Here is a 23,188-nt window from a genome sequence, read left to right as displayed (position 1 = left end):
TGCTCTCTACAGCTTCGACTGTTGTTGAAGGACTATGAAAAGCGCTGGAAGACGCGTCAGCTTTCTTTCATAGCTCAAGAATTAATTTCGGTCTCTTTTTCCTTATGGCGAGCGGTTTTCCTTGCGGAGAAGACCGGGAAGCGTTCGGCGGTCTTCGATCACGGCCTCGGGTTTCTTGAGCGCGTCATTGAGGATAATGCAATCGCGTATGCGCAAGACAAGGCAATGCGGGAATGGTCGTTTAATTACTATACGAGGGCGGCACGGTTCTCGCTTGAGTACATGCACCGCCTGAGACCTGAAGTCGCCGCGCCTTATGTGCATGCAACCAGAAAACCTAAGGAGCGCTGGGAATACTGTCAGGGTCTTCTTGAGCAATCAATCGTGCAATTCCGGACTTACCTGGAAGCGCCGAAACCGACTAAGAAGGCGACCATAAAATCAGGCCTGTCCAGAGCGCGACCGAAATCACAGACTAAAGCGAATCGAGCTGTGGTGAGGAAGATTCAGCTCGAAGAGAAAGAAAGCCTGGAGCAGGGCTCCCCTAGGCTGGATTGACGCAGTGACTCAGTTCCGGCCATCCGTAACCTCGCATCGGCTTCCAAAATCAGTCCTTCTCTCATCAGCGCAATCGGTCACCCCCCTTCGACCGCCGCACGGCGCCACGCGATTCCGGATCCGTCTGCCACCAACACTTGCAGATTTCCTCAAGCGATAGCCGGTGGTCGCTCGTCAACGCGAGCACGCTAGCCTATGAAGTGCGTTCACGACCAGTGAAGGACGCACATTGGCGCTCAACGTCGAAGAGCAAAGCTTGGCCATTGCTCGCACCTGGTGCGCCGCGCAGGGCGACGGCTGGAGCGTGACCGATCAGGCCGGCCGGGGTGGCACCGCCCCTGTTTACGGCGTGGACTCGCCTGAAGGCGTCAAGGCGCTCAAGATCTATGACGCCGCGTTCTCCCACGGCGAAAAGGGCGAAATCGAGGACTTGCGCATCGAGCAGCAGAAGCAGCTCGGTCGTCACGGCTTTCCAGGCATGGTCGAGGTCCACGACGGCGGTCGCTTTCAGGACCGGATCTTTCTTCTCATGAACCGGGCGCCCGGCCAAGAACTCGAAAAGCGGCTGGCCGATGTGCCCGCTGACAAGATCCGCAGCATTGTTGATCAGGTCGCTAAAGCGGCCATCTTCCTCCGCGGGCGCGGCCTAACCCATCGCGACCTCAAGAGCGCAAACGTCTTCATCACCGACGACTTCGCGCACGCTACCGTGCTCGACCTCTCGGTCATGCGCGAGATCAACGACCCGGTCGGCATCGGGACCGACCAAGGCGATCGGCTGCCGGTGGTCGCTACCGCCCGCTACTCGCCCCCAGAGTATCTCTTCCGGCTGCTAGAGCCAGGGCCTGAAGCGTGGCACGCGCTCGATGTTTACCAGCTGGGTGGCCTGCTGCACGACCTGATCATGCGCGAGCCGCTGTTCGAGCAAGCCTATCACGCCGCCAAAGACAATCGTTATCGCTTCGCGTGGACGGTGGCGACAGTCGAGCCGAGAGTCGAGGCCGATGACGTTGATCGCGACCTGCTCGCCCTAGCGCGCCGCGCGCTCGACAAGGATTGGCGTCGCCGGTCGAGGTTGAAGCTGGAAGACTTCCTGAACAGCACGGCCGTGCGCCAGCGCCGCTCGTTGGCCATGCTCGGGCTGGGCGTCAGCGCGCCCGGGGGCACTGACGCTTCGCCAGCCGAGGTCCGACGGCAACTGACTGATTTGGGGGACAAAGTCAGGGATGAGATCACCAGCCGATTGCGCGCGCTAAACGTATTGCCGAGCCACGACGTAGAGTGGCCGGACGACGAGACCTGCGAGGTTAGTTTTCGCTGGGAGAGCGGCCAGACTGGCGCCGAACCAGTTGGCCTTCGCATTCGGTTGCGGCGCTCACCAGCTGGGGTCCAACAAACTTTGCCATCGGTCGCGCTGACATGGGGCGATCAGGAGCGCGGGGTGGACTTGCCCGCCGTTCCTTGGGAAGATGACGCCGGTCGCTTGGTGGTGGACGGGGTGATGCAGGTGCTCGGCGAGCTTGCTGATCGGTTCATGTCGGCTGGTCAGGACGGGAGCTAGGAATGTCGTTGTGGTGGGCGCGTCGAGACCAACTCGATCTGCATCAAGTTGACCTGATCGAGAACCTGCCGCTCCGGCAAAACCACCTCGTGCTCGGCCCTCCAGGCTCCGGCAAGACCAACGTCCTGCTGCGTCGCGCGCAGTTTGTGCGTACCCAAGGCATGCCAAGCGTGCAGGTTCTGACCTTCACCCGTCCGTTGACCGAGTTCATGAAGACGGGCTGCTACGACGGCAATGGCCGCGAAATTTTCCCGCCGACGCTCATTAACACTGTCGAGTCTTGGTGCCGTAGTCTGTACGAGGAGCACCAGACGGCCCTGCCGAAGCAACAGGGCGACCTAGTCGACTACAAACGAACGCTTGCCGCCGGCGCGGCGGGCTTCGCGGCAAGGGGGCATTTGCAGCGTTACGATGCCATCTTTGTCGACGAGGCACAGGATTTGCTGGACGAGGAGGTCGCACTCCTCAGCCAATGGGGCCGCAACTTGTTCTTTGTCGGTGACGATAAGCAGCGCATCTACGATCACCCCTCCGGCCTCCCTGCCGTGCGCCATCACCTCTCGCCAGGCAACGAGCACACACTTCAGTTTCATTATCGCGTCGCCCCCGAACTCAGCGACGTGGCCGACCGCATTCTAAAAAGCACTGGCAGCGGCTCATTTACCTCGACCGGCCACTATGCCGGACCAAAGCCCGGACGCCTAGAGCTGCACGGTCCATTCAGCGAGGACAGGCAGCTGGCGGAGTGCGTCGATGTTGTGCGACAGCAATTGCGCGTATATGGCGATTTGATCGAGCAGGGTGATCGTATTGGCATCATCGTAGCACGTCAGCGAGATCGCGATAAAGTGCACGATTATTTCGAGTCTGTCCCTGAGCTGCGCGGTAAATCGAAGATTATTCGTGCACGATCAGGTAACTCGGACGAGGAATATGACCCCTCTTTCGAAGACGAGCCCATCGTAATCCTGACGGTGAAGGGCTGCAAGGGGTTGGAATTTCGCGCCGTGCATTGGCTATTCTGCGAGCAATTAGATCACTACCATTCAACTGAGCATTATTACACGGTGGTAACTCGGGCGAAGACGCGTCTGGACATCTACTACGAAACCGCCCTCCCACAGGAGCTTGCCCGCGCCTGCCCGCCTAGCCCGGGACCGATCTGGTGAGCGCCGAGGATCCCCTGATGTTCACGATCGCCAGTGACGGCGAACTGAACGAGCTAGCCGCTGGGGCGACTGCGGGCAACGGCGTGCCTTGGACGGGACGGCAGAACGATTTTAGGATAACACCCGGCTGCACCGGCGTCCTATGGCGACAGGACAGGAACAGGCCGCGATCTGCCAAGCCCGTGGCGCTTGTCGTTCACGACGCTGACCGGCAGCGGCTATTCGGCCGTTTTTCGCAGCTGAGAGGTGATCTCTCGCCTTTGTCGGCGTGGTGCCATGTGCTCACGCCGCAGCGCTTCGAGGCCCTTGACAGCGTGGCGCGCCCGCCCGACCTTAGCGGCTTCGAGGCCGCTTGGGCCGGTCTGGTCGTCGCCGAAGCGATCTTGCTCGCAGGTGCACCGGCAGCCAAGCTCAGAACCTACCACTGCTTCGCCACGCAAAGCTGGGCGGTCGCGCGCACTCGCTCGCTCTGGCCTCGAACGTCGGTGGAGGAGATTTGCGAACGCCTGTATGCCGCGCGTCGCCTGACGCGTGGCGATGAGACCCGATTGGCCAGGCTTCGCCAGCCGCTCCAGCCTGTCTGGTCCATCCTGGCGGCCGCAAGCGATGGCGGCCCAGTCGACCCTGCGCTGCAGCCGCTTGTGGCCGCATTGCACGCACTGGCGGACGCCAGAGACTCCCAGGATGCCCATGAGGAGGCTCGCGTCGCTCAGGCGATCGGGTCGGTGCTGCCTGAAGAAGCGCGCCTGCTCCGCGAATTGCCGTCGATGGGTGCCGAGGATCGGCTGCATCTGTTTGACCTGCTTGTCGATCAGCTCGCCGCTGACCGTGCTCCTCGTGTTGAGCCCAGGCGTACCGCGCTCGCGTTCGTGGCGGGCTATATCGCGACCGTCGCGGCTGGGGGCGCCGCGAGTCTCAGCTTGGCGACGAGCCACGCACAGGATCATCCGCAGATCGCGGCTTGGGCTTACACTTTGGGCGGCGTAGGCGAGCATGTGACTTGGACCGCGAGCTTCGATGGCCTTGGACGCCTGATCGCTCGCGGGCTCCTACGTCCCTTCCGGATAGACGATCAGCCCGATTGTGACTTTGCGCTCGATGAAGGCGCAGTGCTTGCGGATGTGGCCCTTAGCGATCCGCTGGTCCACCTGCGCATCAAGCAAGGTCGTAACCTGGCAATCACCATCTACCCAGGTGTGGACGTAACTGTGCCCGTTTCCGAACCGGTGGCCGAAGCACGACCGATCAGCCGTCCTGCCGCCGTCGACCGAAGCGCGCCTCCGCTCGCGGTTAGGTCAACCGGCGATGAGCTGCTTGGCAGCATCGCGGAACTCGTCTGGGCCAAGTTGGAGCCGCGGTTGCATCGGGAGATCGAAGCGGTACGTTACAGTAACAGGGAAGGTTCAGCTCGCTCCAGCGGGACAAAACGCAGCACCAAAACGTCCCGAGAACCACGATTGCCGCTCGCGAAAGAGCCCCGTTGATTGTGGAGGCTCGGAGCTGCTTAGCTGCTTCCTACCAGCGGACGCCGTTTAGACCCCTGCCGCTCACCGCTTGAGCATCGATCGGCACGAGCTGCTGCCACTGGCGGGTAGATGCGTGCGGGAAGAGCAATAAGGCGCCCTATCGAGCCTTGGCGTGGTAAGCAGTCGCGATAGCGTAATCTTATAGTCGGATCGGGATGTCGATCACAGGCCGCAGTGGTTCAAGCTGCGACGCGTAGCGACGAACCACGCGATCGTAGAGGTCGACCTCGCGGCTTGCCTGGACGGTGATGACCATTGCGTAGCGCAGCTCCTGGCCGGGGTTGTGGTTATGCCCTTCCATTCGGCTATTGTAGTGAATGTCGAAGGCGGCATTATCGAGGCTGGCCCCGAGAAAGCCGACCCGCGCGTGCAGCGTATTTTCCCATTTCCAAGCGTCGCGACGCAGCTCCTCTTCGGTGAGTCCCTTCTGCGCTTTGCCGAAAAACGGCTTGCTGTCGGGCTGGGATTGTTCGGGCTTGGTGTAGCGCGATGCGTTCGGGCGGAAAGTCGCCTCGAGCCCGGCGCGCGTGTAGTTACCCGGGTGATGAGGATCAACATTGGTCGTGTAGCAGAGGGTGGCGGTAACGTAGACGCGGCCGCTCAGCACGCCCGGCAAGGGAATTGGCGCACGGATGTATTTGGCTGGCGAAATTGTGCCCTGATAAACGACCCGGACTGTGTCATCGTTGACTAAGACCAACGTTTCCAAGTCAGCAGCACAACGCCCGCGGCCGACCTCATGCTTGGGCAGTTCGGTCGGTTCGGTGCCGTGTACCAGCAGCGCGCGGATCGCGAGCATGTCGAGCGTATCGCCGAAGTGCGCCTTGATCCCCGCCCCAAGGCGCAGCGTGCTCGGCGCGGCGAACGACGTCCCGCCAATCGGTTCGAGCGTCGGCGGCTCGCCTTCGCCGATGACCAGGAACGGCCGCGCCAGTGAGCCGCCGAACGCTACGAAATCTGGCTTGACCAAGCCGGGGCTTCGGCCGGGGCCGATCGAACTGTATGTGGCGCGCTGCCAGCCAGCGTCGGGCGTATCGCATGCGCCGATTGCCAGCGCATTGACGCAGTCCGCGGGCACCTGGATGCGGTTGAGACCGGCAGCAGCGTCGCTTTCACCGGTGTTGCCGACCGCGATCGTTGTGAGCGTGTCCCGCGCGGCGAGCAGCTCATCGAGCACCGCCGTCCAGGCATGCACTTCGTCGTCGTCGATTGGCAGTATGGGTCCTAGGCTCAGGTTCACTAAATGGTAGCGCTGCTGGGACAGTACGGTCTGGATGCGCTCCAACACCTCGTAGAGTTCGCGGGGGTCCTGTCCTGGCGCCGCATCAAGCACGCGGTAATGATCAACGTTGCAGTAGGGAATCGGCAGCGACGCTTTGGGATCGATGTGGCCGAACAGGAACGCGGAGGTCACCCAAAGACCGTGAGCGAGATAATCGTCGTGCGGCGCGACGGTGCCGGTAGCGTCGACCGGATTAGCCCACTGAGTGATGGCGTGTCCAGCGGGCAAACCGCCGTCGAAGATCGCAGCGCGCACCTTGGGGTCGATCGGACCCACGGTCGGCAGGATGATTTGGGGTGCTGGGATGGCGGATGACCGGATAGTTGGGCGCAGCACACGCAGCCGTGGCATTTCGCGAACGGCGCGCACGATGCTGTAAGTTGCAATTTGCTCGGCCTTTGCCGCCGGCGCTTCCAATTCTAGAAAGCAAAGGCCGCCGGCATAAAAGCGGCGGTCAAGCGATGGCTCGATCCCGAGCGTCTTCAAATAGCGCGCAAAGTTGGGAAGCGCCGAGACCTCGCCCATCAACTCGTCGGCATGAAGGATAACCTCGAACACGATATCGCCGTGGCTTGGCAGCGTGCCCTTGATCTTTTCGGTTGGCGCAGGTGCATGGACTTCTTCGATCGTAACCAACTCTTCGGCCGCGCGTGAGCCTTCGTTCCAATCGGTGATGCCTTGCGCCCAGTTGCGAAATGCCTGCCGCGTGCCAGCGACGAACAGCTGAGTCGTTACGGCATCTTCCGGCTCGCGATCGCGGCTCTTCTTCTCGGGTTTTATCAGCTTCGGCCGGCTCCCGACCGCTTCAAGGCCAACCGCTTTGAGCAATTCGGCCGGGAAATATGATTTGGCGATATATTCCGGGTTGAGCGTCAGCGTGGCGACCACCTTGTCGCCAGGCGCCGCGGCTGCGGGGATCGTATCGAGTTCGGTTACCGCTGCGCGGATCATCGGTGTAAGCCGGGTCTTGGCCTCACCGACGCTGTACGGTGGTATCTTCTCGGCGCCGCCACTGCGGATCACCACATCGGTTGTGAGGCGCTCGCCGCGCCCAAGCAGGAAATTGCGTTTCGCCATCATTCGCTCTCGCTGTCTGGACCTCCGCCGCGCTTACGGATCGTGTCGCGCGCGATGCCGGTCAGTTCACTTGCCTGTCGCTGTGACATGATTCCTTCATCGACCAGCAGCGACGCCAGCTCGATCCGTTCAGCTTTGCTCTCAGGTATTGTGCGCAGTGCTGTAGTGAGCACGTCCTCGAGCTTGCGCCCTTCGAGCGCTGCCGCGCGACGCAACCCGTTGATCTCGCGCTCAACGTCACTGAACGAACGCCCACTAAGCGACAGTGCCAGCACGCGCCCCCAGATCGCGGCGTTATCAATGCGACCAGAGAGTAAGTCGATGATGTAGATTGACAAAGCCGTTGTGTCTGGAAGCGGAAATTCGAGCAACATTTCGAAGCGTCGCCATATGGCGGGATCGAGCAATTCGGGATGATTAGTCGCCGCGACAAGAAGCCCAGTCGATGGCCAATCATCGATTTCTTGAATGAGCACAGTAACAAGGCGTTTAAGTTCGCCAATCTCACCGCCATCGTCGCGTCGCTTAGCGATCGCGTCGAGTTCATCCAGCAACAGAACGCAGTCGATCGTCTTCGCGTAGTCCAGCACGTGACGCAGGTTTCCGCCGGTCCGGCCAAGATAGCTACTCATTACCGCGGCAAGATCAAGAATCAGCAGCGGACGGCCGAGCGTCTTGGCGAGCCAGCGGGCGGCAAGCGTCTTGCCCACACCCGGTGGCCCGACGAACAGTGCGGTCTTACTCGGATGCAGACCGGCTTCAATCAACACAGCGGGATTTTCCCGCTCATTGACGAGCTGCGCGAGCTTGGCACTGATCTGTGTGCCGAACACTGGTTCATGATCAAACACAGGATGGTCTTCAACCCGCAGCAGCTGCAGCCGAGTATCGCCATCTACGGGGAGTGGCACCTCCGACTGACGTCGCAGCGGCGAAGCGCGCGTGGGCGCCTCACGCAAAAGCTCGGCAATCGTGCTCGCGAGTTCAGGCGATGTGCCACGGTAGCGCTTCACGACGCGGTGGAGCAGCAACTGGACGTCCTGACCGCGACCGGTCAGCGCCAGCCTTGCCAAGTGGGTAAATTCCGTTTCGATCGAGACTGGCTTGCTTGGCATGTACCATCCATGTTCTAAGCCTAGAAACTAGACCAAGGTGGACGAGTCTACAATCCCTCTAGGGCTTTTTCGTCCATTGAATGGCTATCTATATGTCATTAGGTGATATTATTGACCCTAGCCCGGGCGATATGGAGGAAAAGCGGGCTGCGTTAGGCGCTTAGCGTCCGCCACGATCCAGCTGAACGAACGTCCGCTTGGGCCATCTTTGGCCGGTAAGCGGCCAGTCCGTAACCCACCACAATCGGACGTTCGGGAACGTCGCAATGTGGTGGAAAGCGGCCGTTAGGAAGGCCCGGTTTCCCAACCGATGAAGCCCAGCTTGATACGCTCGCGACGTGCCCAATCGAGGATGCGCTGGGTTTGGTCGTCAGTAAGGCCGTCCGCGTCAGGATGCTTTCTGCCGAACGCAAAAGAGCCGTCATCACCTACGCGCCACGCGATCTCATCCGGGTTGATGCCGCAATCTATGATCGCTTGTCGCGCCTTCACTTGGTTTGTGCGCTGACGGGGTAGCAGTAGCGAAAGCAGGAACGGCATCTTCATGAGCGCCCGTTTGCGCTTATCAGCGAATGTTCGCAATTGGGCGATTGCCGTCCTTCAAGATGCTCGCGTCAAATCGTGGATGATCGGGAGGTATCCTTGATCGTCCAATAGACCGCTGGCGCTACCGATGACGGTAGCGTGTCCACAGCGGGGACACTCTGCAGTCCAACGCTTGATCCGGTTGCCGTTTTCGGATCCGGCCCACTCGTCCCGCCATGCTGTCACTTCCGTCGAAGCGTAAACGGCGCAGCACGACGTGCACCCCGCATACGCCAGCCTCCCGATAGACGTCCGTTCCCTGGCCGACTTTGCAGCGCATCAGCCAATGAGAGCGGTCTTGCACCTTCCATTCGACATTGGTCGCGCTTGGAGCATGGTGTTCGTCGATGAGTCGCGGCCCTGGAGGTCGCCGCCCCGATCAGCCTGACTGACGGGGCTGTGGGTGGTGGGAGCGCCACTGGCGCCGCTTGCCCGAGGAAGGACCCAACATGCCAAAGCTCAATGATATTCAAACTATCCTGCTCTCCGTGGCTGCTCAGCGATCGGACGGCAGCCTCCTGCCCCCACCTGCTTCACTGACCGCAGATCCAGACAAAATCACTAAGGCTGTTGGCGCTCTGATCAAGCAGGGCCTTGCTCTCGAATTGCCCGTCATCGCGGAGGCCCATATCTGGCGGGTCGATGCTGAGCGGCACTATGGGGCAACGCTCACCGATGAAGGCCGACAGGCCATCGGCATCGAGCCCGAGGGATCGGAACTGTTGCAGGTTCCTCAGAACGGCCAGGCGCCGGTCGTAGGCTCGCACCCTGCACCGACAACCAAGGCAACCCTGGCTCTGTCACTGCTACGACGAGAACAAGGTGCCACGCTGGCTGAGCTGATCGAGGCAACGAGCTGGTTGCCTCACACGGCTCGGGCAGCACTGAGCGGCATTCGCAAGAAGGGACACAGCGTCGCAAAGGGCAAGCGCGGCGATGTCACCTGCTACAGCCTAGCCGCCTGATCATGGCCAGGATCGGTGATCATCTGACCCGGCTGGCGACCCTGTCGCCAGCCGACCTGCGTGCCGAGTGGCAGGAAGTCGAGGGAGAAGCAGCGCCCGACCTGCCGCCGTCGCTGCTCCGCCGGGCACTGGCGTACCGGCTCCAGGAGCAGTCACACGGCCGACTGCCGGCGGCCGTGCAGCGGATGCTGATCCAGCTCAGTTGCGACCCATCTGCAAAGCCGGTCGAGCCAGAAATCCGCCTCAAGCCCGGGACACGCCTGCTGCGCGAGTGGAACGGCAAGCTGCATACGGTACATGTCACCGAAGATGGCCTGTGGTTCGAGGAACGACGGTACAGGTCAATGTCCCACGTTGCGCGTGAGATTACCGGCGCGCAGTGGTCGGGCCCACGCTTCTTCGGGCTGAGGAAGCCGGTGCATCCACCGCTACAGGGCGCAGCCCGTGGCTAAGCGGCCGTCGCGCCCGGCGCTGGTCGGCGACCGCGAAGTGCGCTGCGCGATCTACACTCGCAAGTCGACAGAGGAAGGACTCGATCAGGCGTTCAACAGCCTCGATGCTCAGCGAGAGGCATGCGCCGCCTACATCGTCAGCCAGAAGCACGAAGGCTGGACGCTCGTTCCAGGCACCTACGATGACGGTGGCTTCTCGGGCGGCAGCATGGAGCGTCCCGGGCTGAAGCGGCTGCTGGCTGATATCGAGAGCGGGCGTGTCGACGTGATCGTCGTCTACAAAGTCGACCGACTGACCCGAAGCCTCGCTGACTTTGCCAAGATCGTCGAGGTGCTCGACGCTCGCGGCGCATCGTTCGTCAGTGTCACACAGGCGTTCAACACCACCACCAGCATGGGTCGACTGACGCTCAATGTCCTGCTCTCGTTTGCACAGTTCGAGCGCGAGGTGACCGGTGAGCGCATCCGAGACAAGATCGCCGCATCCAAGAAGAAAGGCATGTGGATGGGCGGACCCGTGCCACTCGGCTACGACGTCTGTGACCGCAAGCTGGTTGTCAACGACGCTGAAGCAGCCACGGTACGGCTGATCTACGAGCGGCATCACGCCGTCGGCACTCTTCAGGCGCTTGCCGCCGATCTGGCCATTCGCGGTGTAACGTCGAAACGGCGCATCATGCGCGACGGTCGTAAGACCGGTGGCGAAGCCTATGGGGCTGGAGCCCTGACCCACCTGCTTCGCAATGTGCTCTACACCGGTCGCGTCAGCCACCACGGCACGATCTACCCGGGCGAGCACGACGCCATTGTCGATCGCAGTCTGTGGGACACGTCCCAAACGCTACTCGATCGTAGCGAGCCCCGGCCGCGCACCGGGCATGTCGCTCTACTCGGCGGCATGATCGAGGATGCCAATGGACGTCCCATGACATCCGCTCACGCCAACAAGGGCGAGCGTCGCTACCTCTACTATGTGTCGCGACCCATCGCTGGTCAGCTCGAAGAGCTCTGGCGGCTGCCAGCCGGTGACGTCGATGCACTGGTCAAACGCGCAGTTCTCAACCTGCTACGCGATCCACTCGGGCTCGCAGCGGAGTACGGCGACGCCGCGGCCAGCACGCGAATGGCAACGCCATGTACAGAGTGGGTCGATCGGCTAGAGCAGCCTGCGGTGATGCGAGCTGCACTCCAGCAGGTCAATGCCACTGTGGTCATCGGCATTGACCGCATCACAGTCACCGTAGGTGCACGCGAGCTAGCGACACTGATCAACATTGAAGGCGTTCGTACTTCGAGCGATCAGCGGATTGAGCTATCTCTGGAGACGACGCTAAAGCGTCGCGGACATGAGCTGCGGCTGGTCTATGCCGCGCCCGACGCCAATCCCGTGATGCGTGATGATCGCCTCATCCAGCTCATCGCCAGCGGCTATGCCGCCTACGACCAGCTGCTGGCTGGCGATAGCAAGCCGGGCACGACCAAGCGCAGCCACCTGGTCCGGCTCGCTCGCCTACGATTCTTGACGCCTGACATCGTCACCGCCATCGTTCACGGTCGACAGCCTGCCGACCTAACAAGCCGGACCTTGCTACGCGTCGCAGAGATGCCGCTCGCGTGGGCCGACCAGCGCACGGTGTTCGGGTTTAGCCAAACAACTCGCCGTTAGCGATTCGGGCACGACCGCCCGCTTCCTCTTCAAAATGCCACTAATCTGAACTCAGGACAGCCATCTGCCCTGCAGAGATAAAGCGGATTTGTCGGGCCTTTTCAGCGCGCTCAATCCGCGTCTCTGTCCTCAGTCGAAAACCTGCGGCTTCAAAACCCCGCAGAACTGCGCGGTTTTCGCGCAGGAACCGCGACACGGTCTCTACCCGCCAACCGCGGCGGACTGTCTGGTGCTGCCGGTGAGGATTGAACTCACGACCTCAGCCTTACCAAGGATGCGCTCTACCACTGAGCTACGGCAGCACTCTTCCCGTACGGGAGGCGGCTCAAGAGCGGATCGGGCGGGCGTTGTCAATACGCTACGTATCGGATTATGCGTTCGGGCATGACGACGGCGGACGAACGCAAGGCGCGGCTGGCGGCCGAGCTCCGGGCTAACCTGCACCGGCGCAAGGCGCAGGCGCGGGCATCGACGGCCGATGCCGCGCGCGCGGGCGATACCCCGCCGTCCCGGCCATCCGCGTCGTCGCCGGGCGATCAGCCCGACATATAACGCGTCGCGAACACGGCCCCGTCGCCGATGAACCCGGCGATCAGGTACACGACCACCACGACGACGAGCGCGAAGGCGATGTGAGTCAGCGATTCTCTGAGGGTGCACGCCCGAGTGGCGCGCATTTGGCGATAAGCCATGCCCGATCCTCTCCATCCAGCGCCGGGCCGATCTTTTCGACGACCTCGGCGTGATAGGCATTGAGCCATGAGAGCTCGGCATCCGTCAAGAGCCGCACGTCGATCAGGTCGCGCTCGATGGGTGCAAAGGTGAGCGTTTCGAAGCCCAGCACAGGTTCGGTGCCGCCCGGCACATCGCGCGGTTCGACCAGGATCAGGTTCTCGATCCGGATGCCGTATTCGCCGGCCTTGTAGTAACCGGGCTCGTTGGACAGGAACATGCCGGCGCGTAAGGGTTCGGACGGACCGCCGCCGGGATAATTGGGTTTGGCGATCCGCTGCGGCCCTTCGTGGACCGAGAGGTAGGCGCCGACGCCGTGGCCGGTGCCATGCGCGAAATCGAGCCCCGCGGCCCACAAGGGACGCCGCGCGAAGCTGTCGAGCTGGCCGCCGGTCGTGCCTTCGGGGAACACCGCGGTCGCGATTCCGATATGGCCCTGGAGCACGCGGGTGAAGCGGTCGCGCATCTCGGCAGTCGGCTCGCCAACAGGCACGACGCGAGTGATGTCGGTGGTGCCGTCGGGCCACTGCCCGCCCGAATCGATCAGGTAGAGCTGGCCGGGCTCGATCCGCGCGTTTGACTGTTCGTCCGCCTTGTAATGCGGGCTGGCGCCGTGCGCGCCGGTTGCCGAGATGGTGTCGAACGACAGATCGACCGCGCCTGCCTCCTCCCGCAGCCGTTGCAGGTGGTCGGACGCGTCGATCTCGGTCAACTGGCCCTTGGGTGCCTTCGCTTCGATCCAGCGCAGGAACTTCGCCATGACCACGCCGTCGCGGGCTTGTGCGGCGTGATGGCCGGCGATCTCGGCCGGGTTCTTCTGCGCGCGTGGCAGGACGGTCGGATCGCGGACGGGCAGGATGCTGGCCCCGCCCTGCCCCAGCGCCTCGAAGATCGCGGCGACCGCGCGGTCGGGATCGACCGCGACGCGCTTGCCGGCCAGCGCCTGGAGCGCAGGCGCAAAGCCGTCGCGCGGATGGACGCGCACGGCGTTGCCGAGATGCTGGGTGACGGCATCGGTCACCTTGTCCGGCGCGACATAGAGGTCGGCGGTGCCATCTGCATGGGCGAGCGCAAAGGCCAGGCCGACCGGCGTGCGCGAGACGTCGGTGCCGCGGATGTTGAAGGTCCAGGCGATCGAATCGAGCGCCGAGAGCACGGCCGCGTCGGCACCCTGCGTTCCCAGCCAGTCGGCGATGTCGGCGCGCTTGGCCGCCGACGACTTGCCCGCCAGATCGTCACCCTGCACGATCAGCTGCGCGTCTGAGGGCCGCGGATGGTCGGTCCAGACCGCATCGACAGGATTCTCCGCGACCGCGACCAGCTCCGCCCCTGTCTCCGCCAGCGCCGCGCGCACCTCGTTCACGAACGCGCGGGTGTGGAGCCACGGATCATAGCCGATCCGCGCGCCCGCCGCCGCATTGGCGCCCAGCCACGTGGCGATCGACGTGTCGGGGACAAGGACATACTCGTAATCCTCGCCCGACACCTGCTGGCGGACCTGAAGCGTGTAGCGCCCGTCGGTAAAGATGCCCGCGCGGTCGGCCAGCACGACCGCCGCGCCGGCCGACCCTTGGAAGCCGGTCAGCCATTCGAGGCGACGGGCGTAGGCGCCGACGTATTCCGACATGTGCTCGTCGGTCAGGGGCACGATGAAGCCGTCGAGGTTCTGGGTCGCGAGGTGAACGCGAAAGGCGGTGAGGCGGTCGTGATGGGTGGTCATGGGCGAAGTCATGCCAGCCGGCGGGTTCGGGCGAAAGGGTGTGCGTAGTTCAATTCCGTTCGCCCTGAGCTTGTCGAAGGGTTGCCCGTCTTCGGGCACCACGCCCCGCGGCACGAGAAAAGGACAGTGATTCGACAAGCTCAGCACGAACGGGATTTGGAGAGGGCAATAGTCCACCTCTCGCCTTCCCGCCCCGCCGCCGCTAACGCTCACGCCATGACGCCCCTCCCCAAGCCCCCCGTCGCCAAGCGGCAGCCCAGCACCACCACGCACCACAATATCGACATTACCGACGACTGGGCGTGGCTGCGCGATGCCGGCTACCCGAAGGTCACCGATCCCGCGGTGCTCGAGTATCTGGAGGCCGAGAACGCCTATTTCGAGCAGATCATGGCGCCGCTTGCCCCGTTGACCGACACGCTGTTCCAGGAAATGCGCGGCCGCATCAAGGAAGACGACGCGACCGTGCCGCAGAAGGACGGCGACTGGCTGTACTGGAGCGATCACGAGACCGGCGGCGAGTACCGCCGCTGGTGGCGGCGCCCGATCGCCGGCGGCGAGGACCAGCTGTATCTCGACGAACCCGCGCTGGCGAAGGGCAAGGCGTATTTCCGGCTGGGCGGCCTGTCGATCAGCAACGACGGCCGGCTGCTCGCCTATGCCTATGACGACAACGGATCCGAACGCTTCCTGCTGCGGGTCAAGGACCTGACGACGGGCGAGCACCTGCCCGACGAAATCCCCGGCATGTTGAGCGACATCGTCTGGAACGCCGACGACACCGGCTTCCTCTACGGCCTCGCCAACGACCAGTGGCGGACGGACAACGCGCGCTTCCACCGGCTCGGCACCGACCCCAAGGACGATGTCGAACTGTTCCGCGAGGCGGACGAGGGCTACCGCGTCGACGTCGGCGAGACATCGTCGCGCAAGTGGATCGTCATCTCGACCGGCGACCACGTCACCAGCGAAATCCGCCTGCTGCCCGCCGATGACGTGTTCGCCGAGCCGATCCTGGTCGCACCCCGCCAGACCGGCCGCGAATATGATGTCGACGACCATGGCGACACGCTGTTCATCCACACCAACGACACCGACCCGATGTGGCGCCTCGTCACCGCGCAGATCACCGATCCGAGCACCTGGACCGAGCTGATCCCGGCGGATGCGCATTTCTACATGACCGGCGTCGCGACCTTTGCCGATTTCTTCGTGGTCGAGGGGCGCGAGGACGGGCTCGACCAGATCGAGATCCATTACTACGATGGCCGCCCGAAACGCCGCATCGCGTTCCCCGAGGCGAGCTATGTCACGGGTCTCGGCGACAATCCCGAATACGCCGTCGACACGCTGCGGCTGAGCTACCAGTCGATGGTCACGCCGGGCACGGTCTATGACTATGCGATGGGCGACGGCGCGCTGACCGTACGCAAGGTGCAGACGATCCCGAGCGGATACGACGCGTCGAAGTACCGCACCGAACGGCTGAAGATCGTTGCGCGCGACGGCGTGGAAGTACCATGCTCGGTCGTCTATCCGGCCGACTTTCCGAAGGACGGATCGGGCAAGCTCTATCTCTACGCCTATGGCGCCTATGGTCATGCGATCCCGCCGGGCTTCTCCACGGGCCGGATGTCTTACCTCGACCGCGGCATGGCCTTTGCCATCGCGCACATCCGCGGCGGCGACGACCTGGGCCAGCAATGGTATCACGACGGCAAGCTGACCAAGCGGACCAACACGTTCAACGACTTCGTCGATGTGGCGAAGGGGCTGATCGCGCATGGCTTCAGCCACGAAGGCGGCATCGCGATCGCCGGCGGGTCGGCGGGCGGCGAGCTGATGGGCGCGGTGGTCAATTCGGACCCGCACCTGTGGGGCGCGGTCGTCGCCGATGTGCCGTTCGTCGATGTGCTGAACACGATGCTCGACGCCTCGCTGCCGCTGACGCCGGGCGAGTGGCCCGAATGGGGCAACCCGATCGAGGACGAGGCCGCGTTCGCGCTGATCCGCAGCTATAGCCCTTACGACAACGTGACGGCGCAGGAGTACCCGCCGTTGTTCATCAGCGGCGGGCTGAACGACCCGCGCGTGACCTATTGGGAGCCCGCCAAATGGGCGGCGAAGCTTCGCGCGACCAAGACCGACGACAATATCCTGCTGCTGAAGACCAACATGGGTGCGGGGCATGGCGGCAAGTCGGGGCGGTGGGAGAGTCTGAAGGAGGCCGCCGAGGAAATGGCCTTCGTGCTGTGGCAGCTGGGCGTGGTCGAGGTGGAGGGCGCGGCATGATCCTGCTCGCGCTGTTGCTCCAGGCCACGCCCGCCCCGACGGCGGAAGCGGCGCGGCTGGGGACGGAAATCGCGCGGTCGGGCACGTTCAGCCAGATCGCGCCGGTACTGGTCCAGCAGCAAACCGACGAACTGGTCCGCGATACCAAGGGTCTGAGCCTCGCCGATCAGGCTGCGCTTCGTGCGGTCGCGGCGGAGACCGGGCGGACGATGGTCGATCGCGTGACCGAGCGGATGGGCGTCGCCTATGCCGGCGCGCTTTCGACGGCCGACATGCGGACGATCCTGGCGTTCAACCGCACCGACGCCGCGCGGCGCTATCGTGCCGCCGAACCGAATGCGATGGCGGCGGCGGCACAGAGCATGGGCGGCATGGACTTCAAGCGCGACGTGCTGAAGGCCTTTTGTGCGACGACCGGGAAAGGCTGTCCGGCAAAGTAGGCCTGCGTTACGCCGCGATCAGCCGCTGCGCCTGCGCGCGCGCTTCCGCGGTGATCTCCGCCCCCGACAGCATCCGCGCGATCTCCTCGCGGCGGTCGTCGGCATCCAGCACGCGCACGCCGGTGCGCGTCACCGTCCCGTCATGGCTCTTGGCGATCAGCAGATGCTGGTCGCCGCGCGCCGCGACCTGCGGGCTGTGGGTGACCACCAGCAACTGCGCACCCTTGGCAAGGCGCGACAGGCGATCGCCGATCGCGCTGGCCACCGCCCCGCCGACGCCGCGGTCGATTTCGTCGAAGATCAGCGTCTCGGCGCCGCCCTCCTCCGCCAGCGCGACCTTCAGCGCCAGGACGAAGCGCGACAGTTCGCCACCGCTGGCGATCTTCATCAGCGATCCGAACGGCGCGCCCGGATTGGTTGCGACCAGGAATTCGACACGGTCGCGGCCGTGCGCGCCCCAGCTGTCGCGCGGCAACGGCTCGACCAGCGTGCGGAACCGCGCGGCGTCGAGCTTCAGCGGCGCAAATTCGATCGCGACGGCTGCGTCCAGCCGCTCGGCGGCAGCGGCCCGCGCGATCGACAGTGCCTCGGCGGCCGTAGCGTAGGCGGCTTCCTTCGTCGCGACATCCGCCTCGAGCTTGCCCAGGCCCGCCTCGCCGCTATCCAGCCGGTCGAGCCGTCCGCGCAGATCGGCCGCCAGGTCGGCCAGGTCGTCGGGCTGGACGCGATGCTTGCGCGCCATGCCGCGGAGCTCGAACAGGCGCGCCTCGTCGTCCTCCTGCGCGCGCGGATCGAACGAAAGGTCGCGCGCGGCCTCGACCAGCTTGTCCTCGGCGACGGCGCCTTCGATCACCGCGCGGTCGACCGCGGCGAGCGCTTCGGCAAGCGCCGCATGGTCGGACGCGATCCGCTCCAGCACGCGCGCGGCCTGGCGCAGCTTCGACAGGCCGCCGTCGCCGTCGGTCAGGAACGCCTCGACCGCGCGCAGGTCGTCGGCGATCTTTTCGGCGCGCTGCATGGACCGGCGGCGGTCGGCGAGCGTCTCCTCCTCGCCCGCTTCGGGGGCGAGTGCCTCGAGTTCGGCGACGGCATGTTCCAGCCAGTCGCGGTCGCGCGCCGCCGCTTCGATCTCGGCGCGCGCGACGGCCAGGACGGCTTGCGCCTCACGCCACGCACGGTGAGCGATCGCGCAGGTGCCTGCATCGATCCGCCCGAACGCGTCGAGCAATGCGCGGTGGCCTGCCGGAGCGAGCAACCCGCGATCGTCGTGCTGCCCGTGGATTTCGACCAGATACGCCCCGAGTTCGCGCAGCAATGCCGCAGACACCGGCTGACCGCCCACGAACGCACGGCTGCCGCCGTCGGCCTTGACCACGCGACGGATGACGAGCGGCTCGCCCGCCTCCATGTCGAGGCCGTTCTGCGCGAGAACCGATGCGAGGTGGTGGTCGGCCGGCAGGTCGAAGCTCGCCGCGACGCTTGCCTGCGTGGCGCCGTGCCGCACGAGCCCGCTGTCCGCCCGCGCGCCCAGCGCCAGCCCCAGCGAATCGAGCAGGATCGACTTGCCTGCCCCCGTCTCCCCGGTGAGCACGCCCAGTCCCGGCGCGAAATCAAGGTCGAGCGCCTCGATCAGCACGACGTCGCGAATGGAGAGCGCGGTCAGCATATGTTCCGCCCTTTGCCACGGAGTACGGCGGGGGGAAAGGTTCTTCCGTGCTCCCGTGGGGACAGGAGCATCGAGGATCTCGGACATCCGACCGGCTCATCTGCCGCTCATCCTGGCGCAACCGCTATTGCCTACTGGATCGATAGGAATAAGATTGCGTTCATGGGAGCGAGTCGGTCGTGCGGCGCCATAAGCTCCCGGCACCGTGCGACCGACTTGCCCGTTCCTACGAGGAGGACAGCATGGCGCAGTCTCGACACCAGTCCCCGACGATCCTGACCGTACCGGGTCTGGGCAATTCCGGACCGACGCATTGGCAGAGCCTGTGAGAAGCGGCCCGCGACGACACCGTACGCGCCGACCTCGGCCTGTGGGACAAGCCGCATCGCAACAGCTGGGTGACGAAGCTCGACCAGGCGATCCGCACCGCACAGGCGCCGGTCGTGCTGGTCGGCCATTCGCTCGGCTGCCTGGCGATCGCATGGTGGCCGACGCTGTCGCCGCAGCCGTACGGCTGGCCGGTCGCCGGCGCGTTGCTGGTCGCACCGGCGGATGTCGACCGGCACGACGGGCCGCCCGAGCTCTCCGGCTTTGCGCCGGCCCCGGCGACGCCGCTGCCGTTCCCGTCGATCGTCGTCGCCAGCCGGGACGATCCGTGGATCCGCTACGAGCGTGCGCAGGCGCTTGCGAGCGGCTGGGGCAGTCATCTGGTCGATGCCGGCAGCGCGGGCCACATCAATGCCGCAAGCGGGATCGGCGACTGGGCGGAGGGGCAGGCGCTGCTCGCCGAACTGGTGGACGATGTCGGCCTGGCGCATTCCCCGACCGAAGGCCGCGCGCTGCTCACGCGACGGCTGGCGGTGCCGGTGGAGGCTCGCATCGGCGCCTGATCCGTGGCAGGTTGCGCGGCGATGACGATCGATCGCCGCACGCTGCTCGCCGCCTCGCTTGCCGCCGTTCCTGTTGGGACGGTGGCGCAAACGCCCCCCGCACTGCCGGCGCCTGAGACGATCTACCTCTGGCCGAACCGCGACGGGCCAGGATTGACCAACGCGGCGCTCACCGACATCGCCGAGGATCGCAGCACCGACCCGGTCAAGCGCGACCGCGCGGTCTCGGGCGTGCGCCAGCCGCGGATCGAGGCCTATCGGCCGGCAACGCCGAACGGCGCGGCGATGCTGGTGATGCCGGGCGGCGGCTACACCCGGCTGGCGGTCGACAAGGAAGGCCGCGAACTCGCCGAATGGCTGCGCGCGCGGGGCATCACCGCCTTCGTGCTGACCTATCGCCTGCCGGCAGAGGGCTGGCGCGATCCCGCCAACGCGCCGCTCGCCGACGCACAGCGCGCGATGCGGCTGATCCGGGCGCAGGCGGCACGGTTCGGTGTCGATCCGGCGCTGGTCGGCGCGATGGGCTTTTCTGCCGGCGGCCATCTGTGCGCCGACCTGGCGACCCGCTTCGGGCGATCCGTCTATGCGCCGGTCGACGGCGCAGATGCGCTGAGCGCCCGCCCGACGATCGCCGCGCCGATCTATCCGGTCGTGTCGATGGAGCCCGACCTGGCCCACGCCGGCTCCCGCGCCAAGCTGATCGGCGCGGACGCGACCGACACGATGGTGCTGGAACATTCGCCCGACCGCCAAGTGACGAGGGACACGCCGCCCCTCTTCATCGTCCATGCCGAGGACGATGCGACGGTCAAGGTCGCCAACAGCCTGGCCCTCCACGCCGCCGCGCGGGCTGCGGGCGTGCCGGTGGAGATGCATCTGTTCGAAAAGGGCGGCCACGGCTTCGGCTGGGGTCGGCGGACGGCGGGCCTGCCGGCGCATCTCTGGCCAGAGCTGTTCCTGGCTTGGACGAAGGGGCGGTTGCTTGCCTGACGAGCTGACATGACCTATTTACAGGTCATCGAAAGGCTCATTTCATGATAGATCCGATCCTTGCTGGCGCGAGCATCAGTATCAGCGACTTCAAGAAGAACCCTTCTGCGGCGATCGCCGCAGCGGGCGGCTTTCCGGTCGCGATCCTCAACCGAAACAAGGCCTCGGCCTATCTGGTGCCGGTAGAGGCATGGGCTGAGATGGTTGAACGACTGGAAGATGCCGAGCTTGCACAGATCGTCCGGGACCGCGCGGACGAGACGCCGGTGGCGGTCAAGTTCGATGCCCTATGAGCTCGCATTCCTGCCGAGCGCGCTGAAGGAATGGCAGAAGCTGGGCGCCAACGTCCGTAGCCAGTTCAAGAACAAGCTAGCAGAGCGGCTTGAGGCACCACACGTTCCGGCGGCTCGGTTGTCCGGGATGGCTGATTGTTACAAGATCAAGCTGCGCGCAGCGGGATATCGCCTCGTCTACCGTGTCGATGACGGCACGATCACCGTGGTCGTCGTTGCGGTCGGCAAACGCGACCGCAACGCCGTCTACAAGAGCGCTGCCAAGCGACTCTAAGCCCGCGCCTCCGCCACGCCCTCGCTGTTGTGGCGCAACGCCTTCAGCACCGTGTCGACGATGTGCGCGGCATTCAGCTTCGCCTCGTCATACTGGACTTCGGGCTTGTCCTGGTCCTGGAACACGTCGGGCAGGCGCATGGTGCGCAGTTTCAGGCCTGCGTCGATCAGCCCGGCGTCGCTGGCATAGGTCAGGACGTGCGCGCCCAGCCCGCCGATCGCGGCTTCCTCGATCGTGACCGCGACTTCGTGGGTCGTCAGCAGGCGGCGGATCAGGTCCTCGTCGAGCGGCTTGGCGAAGCGCAGGTCGGCGACCGTGGTCGACAGCCCCTTGGCCTCCAGCGCGTCGGCGGCCTTCAGCGCTTCGCTGAGGCGGGTGCCGAGCGACAGGATGGCGACGGTCTTGCCGTCGCGCACCACGCGGCCCTTGCCGATCTCCAGCCTCTGCGGAACCTCCGGCAACGCGACGCCGGTGCCGTTGCCGCGCGGGTAGCGCAGCGCGATCGGGCCGCTGTCGTGCAGCACCGCGGTATGGGTCATGTGGACCAGTTCGGCTTCGTCGGCCGGCGACATCACGACGAAATTGGGCAGCGTCGCGAGGTACGTCACGTCGAAACTGCCGGCGTGCGTCGCACCGTCCGCGCCCACCAGCCCGGCGCGGTCGATCGCGAAGCGGACGGGCAGGTTCTGGATCGCCACGTCGTGGACGACCTGGTCGTAGGCGCGCTGGAGGAACGTCGAATAGATCGCGCAGAACGGCCGCATCCCTTGCGCGGCGAGACCCGCGGCAAAGGTCACCGCGTGCTGCTCCGCGATACCCACGTCGAACGCGCGGGTCGGATAGGCCTTGGCGAAACGGTCGACGCCGGTGCCCGACGGCATAGCGGCGGTGATCGCGACGATGCGGTCGTCGCTGGCGGCTTCGCGCACCAGCGCATCGCCGAAGACATTCTGGTAGCTCGGCGGCCCCGGCGGCGCCTTTGCCTGCGCGCCGGTGATGACGTCGAACTTCTGGACCCCGTGATATTTGTCCGCCGAATCCTCGGCCGGTGCATACCCCTTGCCCTTCTTCGTCACGACGTGGATCAGGACCGGGCCTTCCTTGGCGTCGCGGACATTCTCCAGCACCGGGATCAGGTGTTCGAGATTGTGGCCATCGATCGGCCCGACGTAGTAGAAGCCGAGTTCCTCGAACAACGTCCCGCCGGTCGCCATGCCGCGGGCATATTCCTCGACCTTTGCCGCGGTCTTGTGCACGCGCTTCGACAGCTTCGAGGTCAGTTTGGACGCCAGGCTGCGCAGGCCCATATATTCGCTGCTCGACACCATCCGCGCGAGGTAGGCGGACAGGCCGCCCACCGGCGGCGCGATCGACATGTCGTTGTCGTTCAGGATTACGACCAGGCGGTTGCCCGCCGCCTCGGCATTGTTCATCGCTTCGTACGCCATGCCGGCCGACATCGACCCGTCACCGATCACCGCGATCGCCTTGCCGGGCGAATCGGTAAGCTTGTTGGCGATGGCGAAGCCCAGTGCCGCCGAGATCGAGGTCGACGAATGCGCCGCGCCGAACGGGTCGTATTCGCTTTCGCTGCGCTTGGTGAAGCCGCTCAAGCCCCCGCCCTGCCGCAATGTGCGGATGCGGTCGCGGCGGCCGGTCAGGATTTTGTGCGGATAGCATTGGTGCCCGACGTCCCAGATCAGGCGGTCGTCCGGCGTGTTGAACACGTAATGGATCGCGACGGTCAGCTCGACGACGCCGAGACCGGAGCCCAGATGCCCGCCGGTATGGCCGACCGCGGAGATCGTCTCGGTGCGCAGTTCGTCGGCCAGCTGACGCAACTGCTTCGGGGCCAGCTTTCGCAGATCGGCGGGGGTGTTCACCGTATCGAGCAACGGCGTGTCAGGCGTATCGGACATCCGGCCTGCTTATCCC

19 protein-coding genes, 1 tRNA gene and 1 pseudogene are annotated in these 23,188 nt (G+C 64.7%); 14 read left to right on the top strand and 7 right to left on the bottom strand.

The genetic code is table 11. From position 1 onward, the window contains the following. Positions 1–21: 21 nt before the first annotated feature. The 4 genes from ASE86_RS16085 to ASE86_RS13645 all read left to right on the top strand — a co-directional run bounded on the left by ASE86_RS16085 (position 22) and on the right by ASE86_RS13645 (position 4,772). On the top strand, positions 22–558 hold the full coding sequence (locus ASE86_RS16085; protein ID WP_156347184.1) for a hypothetical protein: 537 nt from the start codon (positions 22–24) through the stop codon (positions 556–558). A 229-nt stretch (positions 559–787) separates the two neighbouring features. Continuing rightward, on the top strand, positions 788–2,119 hold the full coding sequence (locus tag ASE86_RS13655; protein WP_056428037.1) for a protein kinase domain-containing protein: 1,332 nt from the start codon (positions 788–790) through the stop codon (positions 2,117–2,119). 2 nt (positions 2,120–2,121) lie between these two features. After that, positions 2,122–3,288 (top strand): UvrD-helicase domain-containing protein, encoded by a 1,167-nt coding sequence (locus tag ASE86_RS13650; protein ID WP_056428030.1) that lies wholly within the window; start codon positions 2,122–2,124, stop codon positions 3,286–3,288. A 17-nt stretch (positions 3,289–3,305) separates the two neighbouring features. Beyond that, entirely contained in the window at positions 3,306–4,772 is a 1,467-nt protein-coding gene (locus ASE86_RS13645; RefSeq protein WP_156347183.1) for a hypothetical protein, read from the top strand. Positions 4,773–4,953: 181 nt separating this feature from the next. Here ASE86_RS13645 and ASE86_RS13640 read toward each other — a convergent pair whose 3' ends face one another. From ASE86_RS13640 to ASE86_RS13630, 3 genes are all read right to left on the bottom strand, one after another. After that, on the bottom strand, positions 4,954–7,176 hold the full coding sequence (locus ASE86_RS13640) for a S8 family peptidase (RefSeq protein ID WP_200911555.1): 2,223 nt from the start codon (positions 7,174–7,176) through the stop codon (positions 4,954–4,956). Beyond that, entirely contained in the window at positions 7,173–8,288 is a 1,116-nt protein-coding gene (locus ASE86_RS13635) for an AAA family ATPase (RefSeq protein ID WP_056428024.1), read from the bottom strand. Before ASE86_RS13635 ends, ASE86_RS13640 begins: the two co-directional genes overlap by 4 nt. A gap of 285 nt (positions 8,289–8,573) precedes the next feature. Then, positions 8,574–8,834: a hypothetical protein gene (locus tag ASE86_RS13630; RefSeq protein WP_056428021.1), complete on the bottom strand. Its 261-nt coding sequence runs from the start codon at positions 8,832–8,834 to the stop codon at positions 8,574–8,576. Positions 8,835–9,322: 488 nt separating this feature from the next. On the opposite strand from ASE86_RS13630, the gene ASE86_RS15785 reads away from it, so the two are divergent. The 3 genes from ASE86_RS15785 to ASE86_RS13615 are packed head-to-tail and all read left to right on the top strand — an operon-like array spanning position 9,323 to position 11,956. Further along, a complete protein-coding gene (locus ASE86_RS15785) occupies positions 9,323–9,838 on the top strand; it encodes a DUF3489 domain-containing protein (protein WP_082441932.1) in 516 nt (171 codons plus the stop codon). Between the two features lie 2 nt (positions 9,839–9,840). Beyond that, positions 9,841–10,290: a DUF2924 domain-containing protein gene (locus ASE86_RS13620; protein ID WP_056428016.1), complete on the top strand. Its 450-nt coding sequence runs from the start codon at positions 9,841–9,843 to the stop codon at positions 10,288–10,290. Next, positions 10,283–11,956 carry a recombinase family protein gene (locus ASE86_RS13615; protein ID WP_235524116.1) on the top strand — a complete coding sequence of 558 codons (1,674 nt, stop codon included), beginning with the start codon at positions 10,283–10,285 and terminating at the stop codon, positions 11,954–11,956. Before ASE86_RS13620 ends, ASE86_RS13615 begins: the two co-directional genes overlap by 8 nt. A 227-nt stretch (positions 11,957–12,183) precedes the next feature. Here ASE86_RS13615 and ASE86_RS13610 read toward each other — a convergent pair. Beyond that, positions 12,184–12,258: transfer RNA gene (locus tag ASE86_RS13610), tRNA-Thr, on the bottom strand. A 70-nt stretch (positions 12,259–12,328) separates the two neighbouring features. On the opposite strand from ASE86_RS13610, the gene ASE86_RS13605 reads away from it, so the two are divergent. After that, positions 12,329–12,508: a hypothetical protein gene (locus tag ASE86_RS13605; protein ID WP_056428013.1), complete on the top strand. Its 180-nt coding sequence runs from the start codon at positions 12,329–12,331 to the stop codon at positions 12,506–12,508. Positions 12,509–12,593: 85 nt separating this feature from the next. On the opposite strand, the gene ASE86_RS13600 is transcribed toward ASE86_RS13605, so the two are convergent. Then, on the bottom strand, positions 12,594–14,408 hold the full coding sequence (locus tag ASE86_RS13600; RefSeq protein WP_056428011.1) for an aminopeptidase P family protein: 1,815 nt from the start codon (positions 14,406–14,408) through the stop codon (positions 12,594–12,596). Positions 14,409–14,624: 216 nt separating this feature from the next. On the opposite strand from ASE86_RS13600, the gene ASE86_RS13595 reads away from it, so the two are divergent. Together ASE86_RS13595 and ASE86_RS13590 are read left to right on the top strand one after the other, a co-directional pair. Continuing rightward, positions 14,625–16,700, top strand: coding sequence for a S9 family peptidase (locus ASE86_RS13595; RefSeq protein WP_056428010.1), 2,076 nt, complete (start codon positions 14,625–14,627; stop codon positions 16,698–16,700). Next, a complete protein-coding gene (locus ASE86_RS13590) occupies positions 16,697–17,140 on the top strand; it encodes a DUF2059 domain-containing protein (RefSeq protein WP_056428008.1) in 444 nt (147 codons plus the stop codon). Before ASE86_RS13595 ends, ASE86_RS13590 begins: the two co-directional genes overlap by 4 nt. A gap of 7 nt (positions 17,141–17,147) precedes the next feature. On the opposite strand, the gene recN is transcribed toward ASE86_RS13590, so the two are convergent. Continuing rightward, on the bottom strand, positions 17,148–18,806 hold the full coding sequence (gene recN, locus ASE86_RS13585) for a DNA repair protein RecN (protein WP_056428006.1): 1,659 nt from the start codon (positions 18,804–18,806) through the stop codon (positions 17,148–17,150). 242 nt (positions 18,807–19,048) lie between these two features. Between recN and ASE86_RS13580 the strand changes: the two are divergent. The 4 genes and pseudogenes from ASE86_RS13580 (at position 19,049) to ASE86_RS13565 (ending at position 21,253) form a co-directional block, all read left to right on the top strand. Further along, a pseudogene (locus ASE86_RS13580) lies at positions 19,049–19,696 on the top strand (RBBP9/YdeN family alpha/beta hydrolase). 21 nt (positions 19,697–19,717) lie between these two features. Continuing rightward, positions 19,718–20,686 carry an alpha/beta hydrolase gene (locus tag ASE86_RS13575; protein WP_056428004.1) on the top strand — a complete coding sequence of 323 codons (969 nt, stop codon included), beginning with the start codon at positions 19,718–19,720 and terminating at the stop codon, positions 20,684–20,686. Positions 20,687–20,730: 44 nt separating this feature from the next. Continuing rightward, positions 20,731–20,979, top strand: coding sequence for a type II toxin-antitoxin system Phd/YefM family antitoxin (locus ASE86_RS13570; protein ID WP_056428000.1), 249 nt, complete (start codon positions 20,731–20,733; stop codon positions 20,977–20,979). Further along, a complete protein-coding gene (locus ASE86_RS13565; RefSeq protein ID WP_056427998.1) occupies positions 20,969–21,253 on the top strand; it encodes a type II toxin-antitoxin system RelE family toxin in 285 nt (94 codons plus the stop codon). Before ASE86_RS13570 ends, ASE86_RS13565 begins: the two co-directional genes overlap by 11 nt. Here ASE86_RS13565 and dxs read toward each other — a convergent pair. Next, positions 21,250–23,172, bottom strand: a complete 1,923-nt coding sequence (gene dxs, locus ASE86_RS13560; RefSeq protein ID WP_056427995.1) for a 1-deoxy-D-xylulose-5-phosphate synthase — start codon at positions 23,170–23,172, stop codon at positions 21,250–21,252. The genes ASE86_RS13565 and dxs overlap by 4 nt on opposite strands. Positions 23,173–23,188: the final 16 nt, after the last annotated feature.

The organism is Sphingomonas sp. Leaf33 (genome assembly GCF_001421785.1).
Lineage (GTDB): Bacteria > Pseudomonadota > Alphaproteobacteria > Sphingomonadales > Sphingomonadaceae > Sphingomonas.
Note: the sequence above shows the minus strand (reverse complement) of the source record. Positions and strands in the feature narration are given on the sequence as shown.

Coding starts and splice junctions, on each gene's coding strand:
- recN (WP_056428006.1), bottom strand. CDS start 18,806: ATGCTGACCGCGCTCTCCATTCGCGACGTCGTGCTGATCGAGGCGCTC.
- ASE86_RS13640 (WP_200911555.1), bottom strand. CDS start 7,176: ATGATGGCGAAACGCAATTTCCTGCTTGGGCGCGGCGAGCGCCTCACA.
- ASE86_RS15785 (WP_082441932.1), top strand. CDS start 9,323: ATGCCAAAGCTCAATGATATTCAAACTATCCTGCTCTCCGTGGCTGCT.
- ASE86_RS13600 (WP_056428011.1), bottom strand. CDS start 14,408: ATGACCACCCATCACGACCGCCTCACCGCCTTTCGCGTTCACCTCGCG.
- ASE86_RS13595 (WP_056428010.1), top strand. CDS start 14,625: ATGACGCCCCTCCCCAAGCCCCCCGTCGCCAAGCGGCAGCCCAGCACC.
- ASE86_RS13570 (WP_056428000.1), top strand. CDS start 20,731: ATGATAGATCCGATCCTTGCTGGCGCGAGCATCAGTATCAGCGACTTC.
- ASE86_RS13605 (WP_056428013.1), top strand. CDS start 12,329: ATGCGTTCGGGCATGACGACGGCGGACGAACGCAAGGCGCGGCTGGCG.
- ASE86_RS13575 (WP_056428004.1), top strand. CDS start 19,718: ATGACGATCGATCGCCGCACGCTGCTCGCCGCCTCGCTTGCCGCCGTT.
- ASE86_RS13590 (WP_056428008.1), top strand. CDS start 16,697: ATGATCCTGCTCGCGCTGTTGCTCCAGGCCACGCCCGCCCCGACGGCG.
- dxs (WP_056427995.1), bottom strand. CDS start 23,172: ATGTCCGATACGCCTGACACGCCGTTGCTCGATACGGTGAACACCCCC.
- ASE86_RS13630 (WP_056428021.1), bottom strand. CDS start 8,834: ATGAAGATGCCGTTCCTGCTTTCGCTACTGCTACCCCGTCAGCGCACA.
- ASE86_RS13645 (WP_156347183.1), top strand. CDS start 3,306: ATGTTCACGATCGCCAGTGACGGCGAACTGAACGAGCTAGCCGCTGGG.
- ASE86_RS13650 (WP_056428030.1), top strand. CDS start 2,122: ATGTCGTTGTGGTGGGCGCGTCGAGACCAACTCGATCTGCATCAAGTT.
- ASE86_RS13635 (WP_056428024.1), bottom strand. CDS start 8,288: ATGCCAAGCAAGCCAGTCTCGATCGAAACGGAATTTACCCACTTGGCA.
- ASE86_RS13565 (WP_056427998.1), top strand. CDS start 20,969: ATGCCCTATGAGCTCGCATTCCTGCCGAGCGCGCTGAAGGAATGGCAG.
- ASE86_RS13620 (WP_056428016.1), top strand. CDS start 9,841: ATGGCCAGGATCGGTGATCATCTGACCCGGCTGGCGACCCTGTCGCCA.